The sequence below is a fragment of the Pseudoxanthomonas sp. GW835-FHT14C01 genome (assembly GCF_058793715.1).
Window position 1 is genome coordinate 474,524 of record NZ_JBXAGB010000002.1, and the last position, 14,788, is coordinate 489,311.

Here is a 14,788-nt window from a genome sequence, read left to right on the forward strand (position 1 = left end):
GCGGCAGCCAGGCACACGTTCGTGCGGTGCGCATGACGGTCCACATTGGCGGGGTCCGGCCAAGGGTGTTCGTGCGTTGCATCGCCTTGTCTCCGGCGCCGCGCGAAACGCGTGGAGAAGGCATGGCATCGCCCGGATGCGTGTGCAGCGCACCCGTCGCGTACGCTGTCCACGCGTTGCCCGCAACGCTCACTCCAGTGGAATACGCCGGATGACGTCGTCGTACGGCACCAGGTCGAGGAACGCGGTCACCTCCGCCGCGCGCAGATGCTCCATCCGGAAGATCCAGACGTAGCTGTTCCGGTACGGTTGACCATCGGCGGCGGTGGCCGCCCCGTCCCATTGCACGACGACATGGTCGTCCTCGGCCCAGATGTGTTTCACCGTCGGTCGCATCGGCGACGACAGGCGTGCGGCGAAGGGTGCGACCGCCGTGGCCAGGAACGCGTCGCGTCCCTCGTACCGCCCTGCCATCGGACTGGTGCCTTTGATGGTCCACACCATGTCGGGCGCCAGCACGTCATCGAAAAAGCTGCTGCCGCCTGCGGCCCAGCGTGCGAACGCCTGCGCGATGAACTGCCTGTTGCGTTCGGCCATGGTGGTGTCTTCCGCGTGGGCCGGCGCCACGCCGGGCCCCAGCAGCGCGATGACGAGTACGGCCAGCGCTGCGATGTGTCGGGATTTCATCGTGAGGTCTCCTCCAGGAATGGGGTGGTTCAGGGCGGGGGCGTTCTGCCGGTATCGCGGCCTAGTGCGCGGTAGGGGCGGTCGGTCGCGAGAAGCGCGACGCCAGCGTGTGGGACACCAGGCCCGCCGTCGTGCCGACGGTGCCCGCGCCGAACAGCTTGCCCACGCTCTCGAGCGAGGGCTCCAGGTGCGCGGCGAACCACGCCACCAGCCCGAGGAAGTAGCCGAGCAGGTTGCTCATCACTGGCAGGCCGCGCAACGACACCACCAGGATGGCGACGCAGAAGACGATGATGGGCAGCGCCACGGCGGCCGGCGTAGCGCCCGACAGCGCCTGCAGGCCCAGCGTTGCCACAAGGCCGAGCACGAGGCCCGCGCCGACGCAGGCGAGGTTCTCGATCGCGGCGCGCAAGGTAAGGCCGCGCGTGTAGAACGCGATCCAGCCAATGAACATCGCCCACACGGGCAGTGCCAGCGACAGGCTGATGGAGGCGGCGGCTGCGGCCGTCACCGCTGCGAACAGGGTCGTCAGGACATAGGTATTCCGCGACTTCGTCGTCGTGTTCATGCTTCGCTCCAAAGAGGACGGGGAGGAGGGGTGCGGGTGTCGGCCGCGACGGCGTCGACGCCGCCCGCGGCAGGGGTCATTCGTGGCGTTGCGGCCTGAGCAGGCTCTCCAGGCCCAGGGTGCGGTACATCTCGCGGCGCACGCGGTCGCCGACCGCATTCACCGCTTCGGCGCCGTCCTGCGACGGGTCGACATGCACGCGGAACGGACGTTCTCCATGCGGCAACCCGACCACGCGGACGATGGCGGCCGCCACGTCGGCGACATCCGCGTCCGCCGGTTCCAGCGACTTCAGGCCTTCGAGGATCCGGTCCGGCAGGCCGGCATACGGACCGGCGTCGTACTCGGCCGCTCGTGCCGCATCCGCGGGCTTTCCCGAATGCGCGAAGTGGTGGGTGCCCGAGGTATAGGCGCCCGGCAGCACGATGGAGGTCTCGATGCCCCAGCGCGACAATTCGGTGGAGTAGGACACGGCAACCGAATCCATCGCAGCCTTGGCGGCGAAGTAGGGCGCGAGGTACGGCGGCGTTCCACCACGCGTGCTGCTGGAACCAACCCAGACCAGCAGCCCGCTGCGCTGCCGGCGCAGGTGCGGCAGCACGGCGCGGTTCACGCGCTGCGTGCCGACGACATTGACGTCGTACTGTTCGATGAACTGCGCGGGCGTGAACGCTTCGGTCGGACCGAACACCATGTGTCCGGCGTTGTGCACGACCACGTCGATGCCGGGCGACGCATGCAGGATGTGCGCGATGGCGCGCTCGGTCGACGCGTCGGACAGCACGTCCAGTTCCACCGTGCGCAGGTCCACGCCATGTTCGTTCGCGTAATGCGTGGCGTCTTCCACCTGCGGCGCATTGCGTCCCTGCGTGTCGCGCATGCTGGCGTACACCGTGTGGCCCGCGTCGGCGAGGCGGCGCGCCGTCAGTGCACCGAAGCCGGACGATGCGCCGGTGACCAGGATGATCTTCTTCATGTCGATGTCTCCGGAAGGCTGGGGCGGTTCAGGCCATGCCGCCGTTGGCGCGCACGACCTGGCCGTTGATCCAGCCGCTGTCGGGGCCGGCGAGGAACGACACGACCGCAGCGATATCGGCCGGCGTGCCGAGGCGTTCGAGCGGATTCATCTTCGCCATGCGTTCGATCAGGTCGGGCGACTTGCCTTCCAGGAACAGGTCGGTGGCGGTCGGGCCCGGGGCGACGGCATTGACGGTGATCGAACGTCCGCGCAGTTCGCGCGAGAGGACCGTGGTCATCGCTTCGACGGCGGCCTTGGTCGCCGCGTACGGGCCATAGGTCTCCAGCCGCAAGGGCACCACGCTTGAGGAGAAGTTGATGATCCGGCCGCCGCCGCGCAGGCGCCTGGCGGCCTCGCGCATGCCGTTGAAACTGCCCTTCAGATTGATGGCGACGAGGCGGTCGAAGCGGTCGTCGGGGTAGTCGGCGATCGGATCGAGATCGAGCACGCCGGCGTTGTTGACCAGCACGTCGAGGCCGCCGTAGCGCGCTTCGGCCGCATCGAACAGCGTGCGCATCGCGACGGGATCGCCGACATCGGCCTGCAGGGCCAGCGCTTCGCCACCGGCGGCGCGGATGCGTTCCACCACCTGGTCGGCGTCGTCGCGACGCGCGGCGTAATTGACGACGACGGCATGGCCATCGGCGGCCAGGCGCTCGGACACTGCGGCGCCGATGCCACGGGAGCCGCCGGTGACGATCGCGACCGGACGGGACTGAGCGTTCATAGAGGATCTCCACTTCGCCCCGGATGGGCGTGGGATTACCTTATTGGCGTTTTGTCTCCGGATAATCGGGCACAATCCGATATCAACATTCGGATGTTCGGATAATGGATCGTTTCGATGCGATGAGGGTGTTCGCGCGGATCGTGGAACGGCGCAGTTTCACGCGCGCTGCGGACGATCTGGCGTTGCCGCGGGCCACGGTCACCGACGCGATCAAGGCGCTGGAGGCCCGGCTTGGCGTGCGGCTGCTGCAACGCACGACCCGGACGGTGACGCCGACGCTGGAGGGAGAGGCCTTCTATGGTCGCTGCCTGCGCCTGATCGCGGACGTCGAGGATGCCGAAAGCGCGTTCCGCGATGCGCGCCCGCACGGGCCGCTCCGCATCGACGTGCACGGTACGCTGGCGCGCCATCTGCTGTTTCCGCGGCTGCCGGACTTTCTGGAGCGCTATCCGGAGATCGAACTCGATGTCGGCGAAGGCGACCGGTATGTCGACCTGGTGCGCGAAGGCGTCGACTGCGCGGTGCGCGTGGGCGAGTTGCGCGACAGCGACCTCATCGCGCGGCGGCTGACGCAGCTGCCGGAAGCGACGGCGGCTTCGCCGGCCTACTGCGAGCGTCTGGGCATGCCGGACACCATCGAGTCGCTGCAGGCAGGCGGCCACGTCATGGTCGGCTTCAAATCGTCGTCGCTCGGCGGACTGCTGCCGCTGGAATTCCAGCGGCGCGGGCGGGTCGAACTCGTGACCCTGCCGACCCGTGTGCGCGTGAGTGGCGCGGACTCCTATGTCGGCGCCGCCTTCGCGGGGTTCGGCATCATCCAGGCGCCGTGCTACCGGCTCGATGCCTATTTCTCGACGGGCCGGTTGCTTCCGCTGCTGCAGGCTTACCCGCCGCTGCCGAGTCCCGTGTCGATCGTGTACCCGCGCACCCGGCTGCCATCGCCGCGGCTGCGCGCGTTCATCGACTGGGCGCAGGACGCGTTCCGTCCGGAGTGAGGGGCACCGGATTCCTGTGTCGCGTCCGCTGCTGCCCTGGACAGGCTGGCGGGAGGCCGCACGTCCGCTGCCATGCCCAACGCGGTCTGTGGATCTCGCGTGCTCCTTCGTGGTCGAATGCGCCCTCCCGCCACGCGCGTTCCGGGCGACCGTGGATGTGTCATGCTCGCCGCCGTCGCAACGACCATGGGAGTGCGTGATGGCCAAGGGCCTGGACAAGAAGAAAGAGCAGAAGAAGAAACCCGCGAAAACGCTGAAGGAAAAGCGCGCGGACAAGAGCGAGAAGAAGGCGACGCGCGGCTTCTCGCCGGTCTGAGCAGGAAGCGGTCGCCTGGACGGGTCCTGTCAGGCCCGTCGGGCACCCGCGCGGGGGTTGGATGCCGCGCCGGGTGTGCGGTCGCCGGGCATGTCGTCAGTGCGGCACGCGACGGAGTTTGGAGACGTCGTAGCCCATCGCCTCGATCTGCTTCACGCGGGACTGGTAGTCGGCTTCCGGAATCTGCGGCGTACGCGCCATCAGCCACACGTAGTCACGCTTGCTGCGCCCCACGATCGTCTGCCGATAGTCCGCATCGACCCAGGCGATGACGTACTCGGCCTGGATCGGCCAGACGAACTGCATGCCCCACACCGCGCCCCCCGTATCGGGCACGACGGTGCCGATGGGATGCATCGTTTTCGCCGGGCCATCCAGTGCGCCCTTGCGGTAGCGGAACGTGGTCTGGATGCGGCCGTCGGGCCGCCTGGCGTAGGACTCCACCGCCGCGTACGCATCGCGCTCGGGGAACGACGGGATGTGGGCGATGACGTACCAGTCGCCCATGAACCGGTCGACATCGATCGGTGCCGCCGTGGAGATGGACGGTTTGACGGTGGTCGAACGGCAGGCGGCCGTCACCGCGACGGCAGCGAGCAGCAGTACAGCCGGCAGCGGTCGCATGTCAGGCCTCCGCAGGACGCTGGAAACGGTAATGGGCGACCAGCCATTCCTGGCCGTTGCGATAGCCGAACAGTTCGGCGCACGCCATCCAGAACATGCGCCAGCGCTGGTTCCACAGATCGGCGGCGTCGCCGTAAGCATCGCGCAGCACGGCCATCACCGCGTCGCGGTGCGCATCGTGGTTCGCCAGCCAGTGGTTGGCGGTGCGCTGGTAGTGGCTGCCGTCGAGCAGCCAGCGCTCCTGCAGGTGCAGGTGGTCCTGGAAGAACAGCAGCAGATCGGCCGACGGCATCATGCCGCCGGTGAAGAAGTGCCGGCCCATCCAGTTGTCCTCGCCCTGCGTCTCGAACGGATACATCAGGTGGCGGTGGACGAAGATGTGCACGAAGAGCGCGCCACCGGGGCGCAGCGCGTCGTGGATGCGCCGCATCAGCGCCGCGTGGTTGCTGACGTGTTCGAACATCTCCACCGACACGCAGCGGTCGAACGTCCGCGCCTCCAGCTGGAGCTGGTTCACATCGCAGGTGACCACGCGCACGTTGCCCAGGCCGCGTTCGGCGCAGCGCGCTTCGATGAACTGGCGCTGCGAGTGCGAGTTGGAGACGGCGGTGATGCGTGCGTTGGGATAGCGCTCCGCCATCCACAGCGTCAGCGAACCCCAGCCACAGCCCAGTTCCAGGATGTCCTGCCCGTCGGCCAGCGCGGCGCGTTCACCGTACAGCGCCAGCATCGCGTCCTCGGCTTGGTCCAGCGTTTCCGTGCCCGTGCGGTAGTAGCAGCTGCTGTACTTCAGCCGCTGACCGAGGCAATGGCGGAAGAAACCCGCCGGCAATTCGTAGTGCTGCCGGTTGGCCGCATCGGTATGCACCGCCAGCGCGCCCTGGCGCAGCGCGCGCAGCCGGTGGGCCAGCAGCGCCGACTGCGCTTCCTGGCCGCCCTGGCTTTCATCGCGCAACCGCTGGGCGCACAGCTGGCGGATGCCGGCGCGGATCGCGACGTCCGGCAGCAGTCCGCGTTCGGCCAGCCCGAGCAGTCCGGGCGCGGCCCGCTCGGCGGCGAGTTCTTCGACCATCGCGTTCATCGCGTCGTCTCCTTGGGGGCGGGTGTTGGAAACCAGGGGAACAGCATCGGCGTGGTGCGCTGGTACTCGCGGTACTCTTCGCCGCGCGTGCGCAGTGCCTGCGCTTCGGTATAGGGGATGCCGCTGATCCAGCGCAGGAACACGTACATCACCACCGGACCGCACCACGCCAGCCACACCCACGGCGAGCCGACCGCCAGCGCGACGTACGCGAACCAGTGCAGCCACTCGAAGAAGTAGTTGGGATGGCGCGAGTAGCGCCACAGGCCGTCGCGGCAGGTCTTGCCGCGGTTGGCCGGATCGGCGCGGAAGCGCGCCAGCTGGCGGTCGGCGATGGCTTCGCCGGCCACGCTGCCGATCCAGATCGCCACCGCCAGCACGATCCACGGCCATGCCGTGTCCACCGGGCTGCGCGCGACGGCGGCGAACGGCAGGGCGAACAGCACCACCAGCATTGCCTGCGCCATGAAGAACAGGAAGAACTTGCCCTGGTGCCCGCGCCAGTGTTGGCGCAGGTAGCGGTAGCGGCCGTCTTCCGGTTCGCTGCGTACGCGGTGCCACAGGTGCAGCGCCAGCCGTGCGCCCCACAGGCCGCCCAGCGCGGCCATGACCGCGCGCGCCTGCCAGGCGCCGTCGCCCAGCGCCGCCAGCAGCACCGCACTGCCACCGACGCAGGCCGACCACAGCACATCGACGATGCCGGCATTGTCGCGACGCCGCTGCCACCCCCAGCCGAATGTCATCACGGCGGCCGCGAGCACGGCGACGAGCCCCAGCGCATGCAGCGCGCTCATGCGGCCTCCGGATGGTCGGGTCGCGCCATCAGCAGGTGCGACACGCCGATGGAACGTTCCAGGAATCCGCCCTCGCAGTACGCCAGGTAGAACTCCCACAGCCGGATGAAGCGCTCGTCGAAGCCCTGCGCACGTACCTCCGGCAGGCGCGTCAGGAAGCGCCGCCGCCATGCGCGCAGTGTGTAGGCGTACGACAGGCCGAAGTCCTCCTGGTGGACGACCTGCAGGTCGCTGGCGCGGGTCTTGGCGCCGTACATCGCCGCCAGCGACGGGATGAAGCTGCCCGGGAACACGAAGCGCTTGATGTAGTCCACCGAATCGCGCGCCTGCACGTAGCGGTGGTCTTCGATGGTGATCGCCTGCAGCAGCGCCTGTCCGCCGGGACGAAGCAATGCCCCCAGCTTGCCGAAGAACGCATCCAGGTACGGCGCGCCGATCGCTTCGATCATCTCGATCGACACCAGCTTGTCGTACGTGCCCTGCAGATCGCGGTAGTCCTGCAGCAGCAGGGTGACGCGGTCCTGCAGGCCGGCGGCGGCGACGCGCCGGCTGGCCAGTGCGTGCTGTTCGCGCGAGATCGTGGTGGTGGTGACGCGCGCGCCGTAGTGGCGCGCGGCGTGGAGGGCGAAGCCGCCCCAGCCGGTGCCGATCTCGATGACGCGATCGCCGGGAGACAGCGCCAGCTTGCGGCAGACGGCGTCGAGCTTGCGGTACGACGCGGTCTCCAGGTCGTCGTCCGGCGAGGCGAACATCGCCGACGAGTACATCAGGTCCGGCGACAGGAACAGCGCGAAGAAGTAGTTGCCCAGGTCGTAGTGCGCGGCGATGTTGCGGCGGCTGCCTTCGCGCGTATTGCGGCGCAGCGCGTGCCAGCTGCGCAGCGCCCACCCGCCCAGCCGCGCCAGCCCGCCTTCCATGCCGTCGAGCAGCGCACGGTTGCGCACCAGCAGGCGTACCAGGCCGACGAGGTCGTCGCAGCGCCACTGGCCGTCGATCCACGCTTCGCCCGCGCCGACACTGCCCTGCGCCGCGACCGCGCGATAGAAGGCCGGATCGTCGATCCACAGATGGACGCTCGGCAGCGCACCTTCGCCCGGCCTGCCGAACCGGTGCTCGCCCAGCGCGTCGCTGACGACCAGGACGCCATGGTCCAGCGCATCCAGGCGCGCGAGCAGCTGCGAGCGCAGCAGCCGGTCGAGCGCGCCATAGGACGGTGCAGCGGTAACGTCGACGATCTGGTTCATGGGGTCTCGCGGGCAAGAGGAGAGTGGTCGTGGACAGGGGTCCGCTTCAGCCAGAGGCGCAACGCTTGCCAGTGGATGCCGCCGATCACCTGCGCGGTCATCAGCGGGTAGCGCCACAGCACGCGCGCCAGCGAGACGCCATCCAAGGGTCGCCGCAGCAGCGTCAGCGTGGCGTCGAAGGCGCGCGCGCCGCCCCGATCCACCCGCATGTGCACGCGCAGGGCCTCGTCCGGTGTGCCGAAGCGCCAGCGGTAGGCGCAGTCCATCGGCAGGAACGGCGAGACATGGAAGACCTTGTCGAAGCCCCACTGCCAGCCATCGCCATGCGGCGTGCCATCGCGCACCGGCAGCACGTAACTGTGGCGTTCGCGCCAGGGCGTGTTGGTGATCTCCGCAAGTACCGCATCCAGCGTGGTGCCATCGGGCTGGAAGCAGTAGTAGAAACTCACCGGATTGAAGACGTAGCCCCCATAGCGCAGGTGCGTGAGCAGTCGGACCGGACCCCGCGGACGATGGCCCACCTCCCGTTCGACGCGGTCGCGCACGGCCTCGGCGAGCGGCTGGTCGTGCGGCGCCAGATAGTCGCGACGGCGGAACTCGGCCAGATTGGGGCGATCGACCGACCACAGCCAGCGCCGGGCGAACACGCGGTCCAGTTCGTCCAGGTCCAGATACAGCTGCGCCATCCGATAGCGGAACGCGTGCGGGCGCGGCGTGTGCCGCCGATGCCGCACCCAGCCTTCGTAGATCGCACTGGCGAGCGGTGCGCTCATGCCGGCTCCAGGGCGCCTTCGCGCACCTGCGGCATCTCCGCATGACGCGCCTCGAACGCGGCGACGAGGTCATGCGCACTGCGGATGCCGTCCTCGTGGAAGCCCCAGCCCCAGTAAGCGCCGGCGAACCAGGTGCGCCGGCGGCCCTGGATCTCGGCCTTGCGGCGCTGCGCGGCGACCATCGCGTGGTCGTACACGGGGTGGCGGTAGTGCATGCGGCGCAGGACGCACGCGGGATCGATCGCCTCGCTGCGGTTCAGCGTGACGATGAAGGGCGCCGGCGAGGCGATGCCCTGCAGCAGGTTCATGCAGTAGCTCACGGTGCAGGGCGCGGAAGGATCGCGGGGCACATGCGCGTTCCAGGCGGCCCACGCCTTGCGCCGGCGCGGCAGCAGGCGCGCGTCGGTATGCAGCACGGTGTCGTTGGACTGGTAGCGGATCGCACCGAGCACGCTGCGTTCGATGGCGTCGGCATCCTGCAGCAGCCGCAGCGCGTCGTCGCTGTGGCAGGCCATTACCACATGATCGAAGCGTTCCGTGCCCTGGGCGGTGACCACGCCCACGCGGTCCTCGCAGCGCAACACCGCGCGCACCGGCGTGGCGATGCGTTCCTGCACCTGCCACCGGCGGCGCAGGGCCTCGACATACGTGGCCGATCCCCCGGTCACCACGCGCCAGGGCGCGCGTTCGCCCAGTGTCAGCATGCGATGGTTGGCCATGAACTGCACCAGGTAGCGCGCCGGGAAGGCGAGGATGCCTTGCGGCGGCGACGACCACAGCGCCGACGCCATGGGCACGAGATGCTCGTCGCGGAACATCGCGCCATAGCCGCCTCGCTCGAGATAGTCGCCCAGCGTCGGGCCGGAGTCGTCGCCCTCCAGCAGCGCGGGCGCTTCGCGGTAGAAGCGGGCGAGGTCGCGCAGCATGCCCCAGAACCGCGGCGATACCAGGTTGCGACGCTGGCAGAACAGGGTGTCCAGCGAGGTCGCGTTGTACTCCATGCCGCTGCGCTCGCTGTGCACGGAGAAGCTCATCGTGGTCGGCTGCGACGCCACCCCGAGTTCGTCGAACAGCCCGCACAGCAACGGATAGTGGTCCGGGTTGAAGACGATGAAACCGCTGTCGATCCGGTACTCGCGTCCGGCCTGTTCGACGGTGTGCGTGTGGGTATGCCCGCCGAGATAGTCGTTGGCCTCGAACAGCACCACGTCGTGCCGCTGCGACAGCCACCAGGCCGAGGCCAGCCCGGCGATACCCGATCCGATCACCGCGATGCGCATGTTCAATGCCTCGCCTTGGCCAGCACCCAGGCCGGCACCGGCTTGAGGTCGCGCACCAGCCCGACCAGCGCCATCGCGCGCAGGCCGTACCAGGTCAGGTCGATTTCCCACCACCGGAAGCCCTGGCGCGCGGTGCCCGGGAAGAAATGGTGGTTGTTGTGCCAGCCTTCGCCGAAGGTCAGCAGAGCCAGCCACAGATTGTTGCGGCTGTCGTCGCGCGTGTCGAAGCGGCGCTTGCCGAAGCGGTGCGCCAGCGAATTGATGGTGACCGTGGCATGGAACAGCACGACGGTCGAGATGAAGAAGCCCCAGACCAGCAGTTGCGGGCCGCTGGTGCCGAGCGAGGGTGCGACCCGTTCCAGCACCGCGCCGAGCGCGTACAGACCGGCGGCGAGCGCCACGGGAACGACGGTGTCGTAGCGGTCCAGCCAGCGCAGCTCCGGATAGCGCGCCAGATCGGGAATGCGCGACCAGTCGGTGCGGAAGCCTTCGCGAGTGAGAAACCAGCCGGCATGGCTGCGCCAGAAGCCGTGCACGGTCGGCGAATGCGGGTCGGCGGCGGTATCCGCGTGGCGATGGTGGTTGCGGTGGTGCGCGGCCCACCACAGCGGCCCGCGCTGCACGCTGGAGGCGCCGATCAACGCGAACACGAACTGCAGCACGCGCGAGGTGCGGAAGGTACGGTGCGAGAAATAGCGGTGATAGAAGCCGGTGATGGCGAACATCCTCACCGCGTACAGGGCCACCGCCACGATCAGCGCCACCGGCGACACGCCCACCCAGACCACCGCCAGGCAGGCGAGGTGCAGGCCGACGAAAGGCGCCGCACGCAGCCAGTCGATCCGGTCGCCGCCGCCCTCTCGCTCGTCCGGCGACTCCGTATCGAACCAGCGCCGCAACGCGGCGATCCTGCGCGGCGCCGACGGAAGGGGGGAGGAATCGCTGGCCGGCATCAGGAGGTCTCGATCGCTTGAACCCTTACTACGGACGAACGCCTGCGTTGGATGCGGCAGGGACGTTCATGCCTGGCAGTGGCGCACCAGCGGTGTCGCCAGCGCCTGTTGCAGGGCGCGTGCGTCGGCGGGCGCCGCGGGGTGCGGGAACACGATGCGCACGTCCTGGTGCCGGCCGTTCGCATCGCGGATCGTGGCGATGCCGGCGAATTCGAGCAGGCGCTGGTCGGCCTCGGCATAGGTCAGCTGCATCGTCGGCGCGACAAAGCCATACCAGCGGTCCAGTTTCATCGACAGGCGCCGGGCCGGAATGCCGTTCCAGCGCACCGAGGGTCCGGGATCCAGCCGCACCGGGACGAAGTCGAAGCGACTGGGCAGCAGGAACGGTTGCGTCACCGGCCGTCCCGCACGCAAGGCATCCCAGTGCAGGCGCACACTGGCGTCGAAACCGGCATCGATCACCGCACCGGTCGGCGCCGTCACGGCACGCTCCTTCGTGCGGCCGCCTGCGGTCTCCTGGACGTAGACCAGCCGCCCGCCCGCGGTACTGCGGACCCCTTCGCGATAGCCGTCGCGCGCATCCTCGAAGGCGAAGTCCGGCGCCTGGGCGGTGGGCCGCTCCACTACCGTCTTGCGGGCGAATGCCTGACCGTCCGCGCACCGGTACAGCACCAGGCGACGCGCGGTCCCGTCCTGTCGGTAGCGCCAGTGCGACTCGCGGTAGAGCACGGCCTCGCCCTTGCGGGCGTACGCAGTTGCTTCCTGGCGGGTCGCCTCGGTGGCTGCGAAGGCATGAACAACGGGCAGCAGCAGAGCGGCCAGTACGATCGGCAGGACGACGGAGCGGCAGGGCATGGGAGGGATCCGATGGGGCGTCGGCGGGTTCTACGCAGCCGCGCTCCTGGCGGATGCCTGACGCGGTGCCGGCCGGCTGCATCCGAAGCCCGGTCATCTTCGTACAGAGCGTCATCACGAACGCAGCGGGACCTGGCATACCATGCCCACCGACCTCACAAGGAGACCGTCGCCTCTGCAGGCGGCACGTCCGGTGTCCACACCCACGCCCGTTGCGCGCGATGCCCACGACTGGACCGGCGACATGCTCGCGGTCGCCCGGTTGCGCGACCGTGCCAGCTTCCTGCGCATCTACGACCACTTCATGCCGCGCCTGTGCCTTTACCTGCGCGGCCTGGGTTGTCCCGAAGCGGTCGCCGAGGAACTGGGACAGGAGGCGCTGCTGCGCCTGTGGCAGCGCGCCGACCGCTACGACCCCCACCAGGGCGCGGTGTCGACCTGGCTGTTCCGGATCGGACGCAATCTGCATATCGACCGCATACGGCGCGAGCCGGGCTGGGTGCAGATCCTGGAGGATGCGGGTCCGGCGGCCGACGAGGAACTGGCGCGTCCCTTCTCCTCGGCCGAGGACCATGCGGAGCACGCGCATCTGCAGCGGCGCATCGATGACCTGCCCGCCGTGCAGGCGCGCCTGATGCGCATGTCCTACTTCGAGGCCAAGAGCCACCAGGAAATCGCCGATGAGCTGCAGATGCCGCTGGGCACCGTGAAGTCCCACCTGCGCCGCGCGTTCCTGCGGCTGCAGGGTCAAGTACGAGGTCAGTCGTGAACCCGCATCATCATCTCGATCCGTCCACCATCATCAGCTATGCCGCCGGCGCGCTGGCGGTGGAAGTGGCGATCGTGGCCGCCACCCATCTGGAAACGTGCCCGCATTGCCGTGCGCGCGTGGACGAGGCCGAGCGCGTCGGCGGACAACTGGTCGAACAGCAGCAGCCCGGGGTGGTCGACGCCACGCGCCTTGCCGGCCTGCGCGCGTCCATCCTCGACCGCCTCGACGACGTGCCGGCGCCGCCCGCCGCCCCGCCACCGCGCGGTGCGCCCTACGAGGACGACGATCGCCTGCCCACGCCGCTGCATACCTACTTCGGCACGTCCTACCGCGCCCTCAAGTGGCGCTGGATGGCGCCGGGCGTGCACTGCATCCGCGCGCCACACACCGGCAAGGGCTCGCTGCTGCTGCTGAAGATCGGTCCGGGCCGCAGCATGCCCGTGCACAGCCATGGCGGCACCGAATTGACCCAGATCCTGCGCGGCGCCTACCACGACGCGCTCGGCCACTTCGCGCCCGGCGACGTCGCAGACCTCGACAGCGATGTCGAGCACCAGCCGGTCACCGTGCCCGGCACCGCCTGCATCTGTGTGTCGGCCCTGGACGCGCCGCTGCGTTTCCCGGGCTGGCTGGCGCGGAAGCTGCAGCCGTTGTTCAAGCTGTAGCGCCGCCAGCGCGAATGGACGTTCCAGCGCATCCGTTCCGCGCAGGGACGGGGTTATCCCTTCACGGACACCCGCTGCGCGCCCGTGTCCTAGAGCGCCGGTGTCCGCATCGCCGGACCGCGCTGGCCGCTGCCGTTGTCTCATCTCCTGCACGGCGTACTGACTAGACTGTTGCCATGCAACTGAAAGACAAGCTCGCGATCCTCGCCGATGCGGCCAAGTACGACGCATCGTGCGCGTCGAGCGGTGCGGGCAAGCGGCATTCGCTGGGCAAGGGCGGGATCGGCAGCACCGAGGGGATGGGCATCTGCCATTCGTACACGCCGGACGGGCGCTGCGTGTCGCTGCTGAAGATCCTGCTGACCAATTTCTGCATCTACGACTGCGCCTACTGCGTCAATCGCGTGTCCAGCAATGTGCCGCGCGCCCGCTTCGCCACGGCCGAGGTGGTGCGGCTGACGCTCGAGTTCTACAAGCGCAACTACATCGAAGGCCTGTTCCTCTCCAGCGGCATCATCCGCAACGGCGACTACACGATGGAGCAGATGGTCGAGGTCGCGCGCAGCCTGCGCGAGGACCACCGCTTCGCCGGTTACATCCACCTGAAGACCATTCCCGAGGCCTCGCCGGAACTGCTCGCCGCCGCCGGTCGTTACGCCGACCGCCTGAGCATCAACGTCGAACTGCCGACCGAAGCCGGCCTGAAGCAATTGGCGCCGCAGAAGGAGGCGCAAGGCATCCGCGATGCGATGGGCGAACTGCACTGGCGCATCCAGGCGGCGAAGCCCGACAAGAAGGAAGCGCAGCCGAAGCGGAAGCGTCCGCCGAAATTCGCGCCCGCCGGGCAGAGCACGCAGATGATCGTCGGTGCGGATGCCGCCGACGACCGCGCCATCCTGACCAGCAGCGATGCGCTGTACCGCCAGTTCCGCATGCGACGCGTGTATTACTCCGCCTTCAGCCCGATCCCCGACGCTTCCACGCAGTTGCCGCTGCGCGCGCCGCCGCTGCAGCGCGAGCATCGTCTGTACCAGGCCGACTGGCTGCTGCGCTTCTACGGCTTCGATGTGAAGGAGATCGTCGACGACACCGCGACGCAGGGCGGCATGCTGGACCTGGATATCGATCCGAAGCTGGCATGGGCGCTGCGCCATCCGGACCGGTTTCCGGTCGATCTCAACGCGGCGCCGCGCGAACTGTTGCTGCGCGTGCCGGGACTGGGCGCGCGCAACGTGCAACGCATCGTCGATTCGCGGCGGCAGGGCCGGTTGCGCGTGGCGGACCTGGCGCGCCTGCGTGCGCCATTGCAGAAAGTGCTGCCGTTCGTCGTGCTGCTGGACCACCATCCGCGCCAGCGCCTGGACGATCCGGCAAGGCTGCGGCGCGAACTGGCGCCGGCGCCGCGCCAGGCCGACCTGTTCGGCTGAGGCGAC

Annotated in this window: 16 protein-coding genes; 4 read left to right on the top strand and 12 right to left on the bottom strand. The window is 68.9% G+C overall.

Translation table 11 applies throughout. The features are described from left to right. Positions 1-189: 189 nt before the first annotated feature. The 4 genes from AC1Q5B_RS08860 to AC1Q5B_RS08875 form a co-directional block, all read right to left on the bottom strand. Positions 190-687: a nuclear transport factor 2 family protein gene (locus tag AC1Q5B_RS08860; RefSeq protein WP_492631321.1), complete on the bottom strand. Its 498-nt coding sequence runs from the start codon at positions 685-687 to the stop codon at positions 190-192. A 61-nt stretch (positions 688-748) separates the two neighbouring features. Further along, the gene (locus AC1Q5B_RS08865; protein WP_492631322.1) at positions 749-1,255 is read right to left on the bottom strand and encodes a DUF1097 domain-containing protein; all 507 of its coding nucleotides are present in this window, start codon (positions 1,253-1,255) and stop codon (positions 749-751) included. Between the two features lie 76 nt (positions 1,256-1,331). Then, entirely contained in the window at positions 1,332-2,231 is a 900-nt protein-coding gene (locus tag AC1Q5B_RS08870; protein ID WP_492631323.1) for an SDR family oxidoreductase, read from the bottom strand. A 28-nt stretch (positions 2,232-2,259) separates the two neighbouring features. After that, positions 2,260-3,000 (bottom strand): SDR family oxidoreductase, encoded by a 741-nt coding sequence (locus AC1Q5B_RS08875; RefSeq protein ID WP_492631324.1) that lies wholly within the window; start codon positions 2,998-3,000, stop codon positions 2,260-2,262. Positions 3,001-3,104: 104 nt separating this feature from the next. Here AC1Q5B_RS08875 and AC1Q5B_RS08880 point away from each other — a divergent pair, with 104 nt between their 5' ends. Then, positions 3,105-3,998 (top strand): LysR family transcriptional regulator, encoded by an 894-nt coding sequence (locus AC1Q5B_RS08880; RefSeq protein WP_492631325.1) that lies wholly within the window; start codon positions 3,105-3,107, stop codon positions 3,996-3,998. Between the two features lie 412 nt (positions 3,999-4,410). Here the strand turns inward: AC1Q5B_RS08880 and AC1Q5B_RS08885 are convergent, their stop codons facing one another. The 8 genes from AC1Q5B_RS08885 to AC1Q5B_RS08920 form a co-directional block, all read right to left on the bottom strand. Continuing rightward, positions 4,411-4,938 (bottom strand): lipocalin family protein, encoded by a 528-nt coding sequence (locus AC1Q5B_RS08885; RefSeq protein ID WP_492631326.1) that lies wholly within the window; start codon positions 4,936-4,938, stop codon positions 4,411-4,413. A gap of 1 nt (position 4,939) precedes the next feature. Next, positions 4,940-6,019, bottom strand: a complete 1,080-nt coding sequence (locus tag AC1Q5B_RS08890) for a cyclopropane-fatty-acyl-phospholipid synthase family protein (RefSeq protein WP_492631327.1) — start codon at positions 6,017-6,019, stop codon at positions 4,940-4,942. Beyond that, the gene (locus tag AC1Q5B_RS08895) at positions 6,016-6,813 is read right to left on the bottom strand and encodes a DUF1295 domain-containing protein (RefSeq protein WP_492631328.1); all 798 of its coding nucleotides are present in this window, start codon (positions 6,811-6,813) and stop codon (positions 6,016-6,018) included. Before AC1Q5B_RS08895 ends, AC1Q5B_RS08890 begins: the two co-directional genes overlap by 4 nt. Further along, on the bottom strand, positions 6,810-8,057 hold the full coding sequence (locus AC1Q5B_RS08900) for a class I SAM-dependent methyltransferase (RefSeq protein WP_492631329.1): 1,248 nt from the start codon (positions 8,055-8,057) through the stop codon (positions 6,810-6,812). Before AC1Q5B_RS08900 ends, AC1Q5B_RS08895 begins: the two co-directional genes overlap by 4 nt. Further along, positions 8,054-8,830 (bottom strand): DUF1365 domain-containing protein, encoded by a 777-nt coding sequence (locus AC1Q5B_RS08905; RefSeq protein ID WP_492631330.1) that lies wholly within the window; start codon positions 8,828-8,830, stop codon positions 8,054-8,056. Before AC1Q5B_RS08905 ends, AC1Q5B_RS08900 begins: the two co-directional genes overlap by 4 nt. After that, positions 8,827-10,110 (bottom strand): NAD(P)/FAD-dependent oxidoreductase, encoded by a 1,284-nt coding sequence (locus tag AC1Q5B_RS08910; protein WP_492632069.1) that lies wholly within the window; start codon positions 10,108-10,110, stop codon positions 8,827-8,829. Before AC1Q5B_RS08910 ends, AC1Q5B_RS08905 begins: the two co-directional genes overlap by 4 nt. 2 nt (positions 10,111-10,112) lie before the next feature. After that, complete coding sequence (locus tag AC1Q5B_RS08915; RefSeq protein WP_492631331.1) at positions 10,113-11,063, bottom strand: acyl-CoA desaturase; 951 nt, start codon at positions 11,061-11,063, stop codon at positions 10,113-10,115. Between the two features lie 66 nt (positions 11,064-11,129). Next, positions 11,130-11,918 carry a hypothetical protein gene (locus AC1Q5B_RS08920; RefSeq protein ID WP_492631332.1) on the bottom strand — a complete coding sequence of 263 codons (789 nt, stop codon included), beginning with the start codon at positions 11,916-11,918 and terminating at the stop codon, positions 11,130-11,132. Between the two features lie 142 nt (positions 11,919-12,060). Between AC1Q5B_RS08920 and AC1Q5B_RS08925 the strand changes: the two genes are divergently transcribed. From AC1Q5B_RS08925 to AC1Q5B_RS08935, 3 genes are all read left to right on the top strand, one after another. Continuing rightward, the gene (locus AC1Q5B_RS08925) at positions 12,061-12,687 is read left to right on the top strand and encodes a sigma-70 family RNA polymerase sigma factor (protein ID WP_492631333.1); all 627 of its coding nucleotides are present in this window, start codon (positions 12,061-12,063) and stop codon (positions 12,685-12,687) included. Then, positions 12,684-13,355 carry a ChrR family anti-sigma-E factor gene (locus AC1Q5B_RS08930; RefSeq protein WP_492631334.1) on the top strand — a complete coding sequence of 224 codons (672 nt, stop codon included), beginning with the start codon at positions 12,684-12,686 and terminating at the stop codon, positions 13,353-13,355. The genes AC1Q5B_RS08925 and AC1Q5B_RS08930 overlap by 4 nt, the downstream gene beginning before the upstream one ends. Before the next feature lie 176 nt (positions 13,356-13,531). Beyond that, positions 13,532-14,782 (top strand): putative DNA modification/repair radical SAM protein, encoded by a 1,251-nt coding sequence (locus AC1Q5B_RS08935; protein WP_492631335.1) that lies wholly within the window; start codon positions 13,532-13,534, stop codon positions 14,780-14,782. Positions 14,783-14,788 lie beyond the last annotated feature (6 nt).

Excerpts from the sequence above, each read along its gene's own strand:
- AC1Q5B_RS08915 (WP_492631331.1), bottom strand. The coding sequence starts at position 11,063 with ATGCCGGCCAGCGATTCCTCCCCCCTTCCGTCGGCGCCGCGCAGGATC.
- AC1Q5B_RS08860 (WP_492631321.1), bottom strand. The coding sequence starts at position 687 with ATGAAATCCCGACACATCGCAGCGCTGGCCGTACTCGTCATCGCGCTG.
- AC1Q5B_RS08875 (WP_492631324.1), bottom strand. The coding sequence starts at position 3,000 with ATGAACGCTCAGTCCCGTCCGGTCGCGATCGTCACCGGCGGCTCCCGT.
- AC1Q5B_RS08885 (WP_492631326.1), bottom strand. The coding sequence starts at position 4,938 with ATGCGACCGCTGCCGGCTGTACTGCTGCTCGCTGCCGTCGCGGTGACG.
- AC1Q5B_RS08920 (WP_492631332.1), bottom strand. The coding sequence starts at position 11,918 with ATGCCCTGCCGCTCCGTCGTCCTGCCGATCGTACTGGCCGCTCTGCTG.
- AC1Q5B_RS08935 (WP_492631335.1), top strand. The coding sequence starts at position 13,532 with ATGCAACTGAAAGACAAGCTCGCGATCCTCGCCGATGCGGCCAAGTAC.
- AC1Q5B_RS08905 (WP_492631330.1), bottom strand. The coding sequence starts at position 8,830 with ATGAGCGCACCGCTCGCCAGTGCGATCTACGAAGGCTGGGTGCGGCAT.
- AC1Q5B_RS08880 (WP_492631325.1), top strand. The coding sequence starts at position 3,105 with ATGGATCGTTTCGATGCGATGAGGGTGTTCGCGCGGATCGTGGAACGG.
- AC1Q5B_RS08895 (WP_492631328.1), bottom strand. The coding sequence starts at position 6,813 with ATGAGCGCGCTGCATGCGCTGGGGCTCGTCGCCGTGCTCGCGGCCGCC.
- AC1Q5B_RS08890 (WP_492631327.1), bottom strand. The coding sequence starts at position 6,019 with ATGAACGCGATGGTCGAAGAACTCGCCGCCGAGCGGGCCGCGCCCGGA.
- AC1Q5B_RS08925 (WP_492631333.1), top strand. The coding sequence starts at position 12,061 with ATGCCCACCGACCTCACAAGGAGACCGTCGCCTCTGCAGGCGGCACGT.
- AC1Q5B_RS08870 (WP_492631323.1), bottom strand. The coding sequence starts at position 2,231 with ATGAAGAAGATCATCCTGGTCACCGGCGCATCGTCCGGCTTCGGTGCA.
- AC1Q5B_RS08900 (WP_492631329.1), bottom strand. The coding sequence starts at position 8,057 with ATGAACCAGATCGTCGACGTTACCGCTGCACCGTCCTATGGCGCGCTC.
- AC1Q5B_RS08910 (WP_492632069.1), bottom strand. The coding sequence starts at position 10,110 with ATGCGCATCGCGGTGATCGGATCGGGTATCGCCGGGCTGGCCTCGGCC.
- AC1Q5B_RS08865 (WP_492631322.1), bottom strand. The coding sequence starts at position 1,255 with ATGAACACGACGACGAAGTCGCGGAATACCTATGTCCTGACGACCCTG.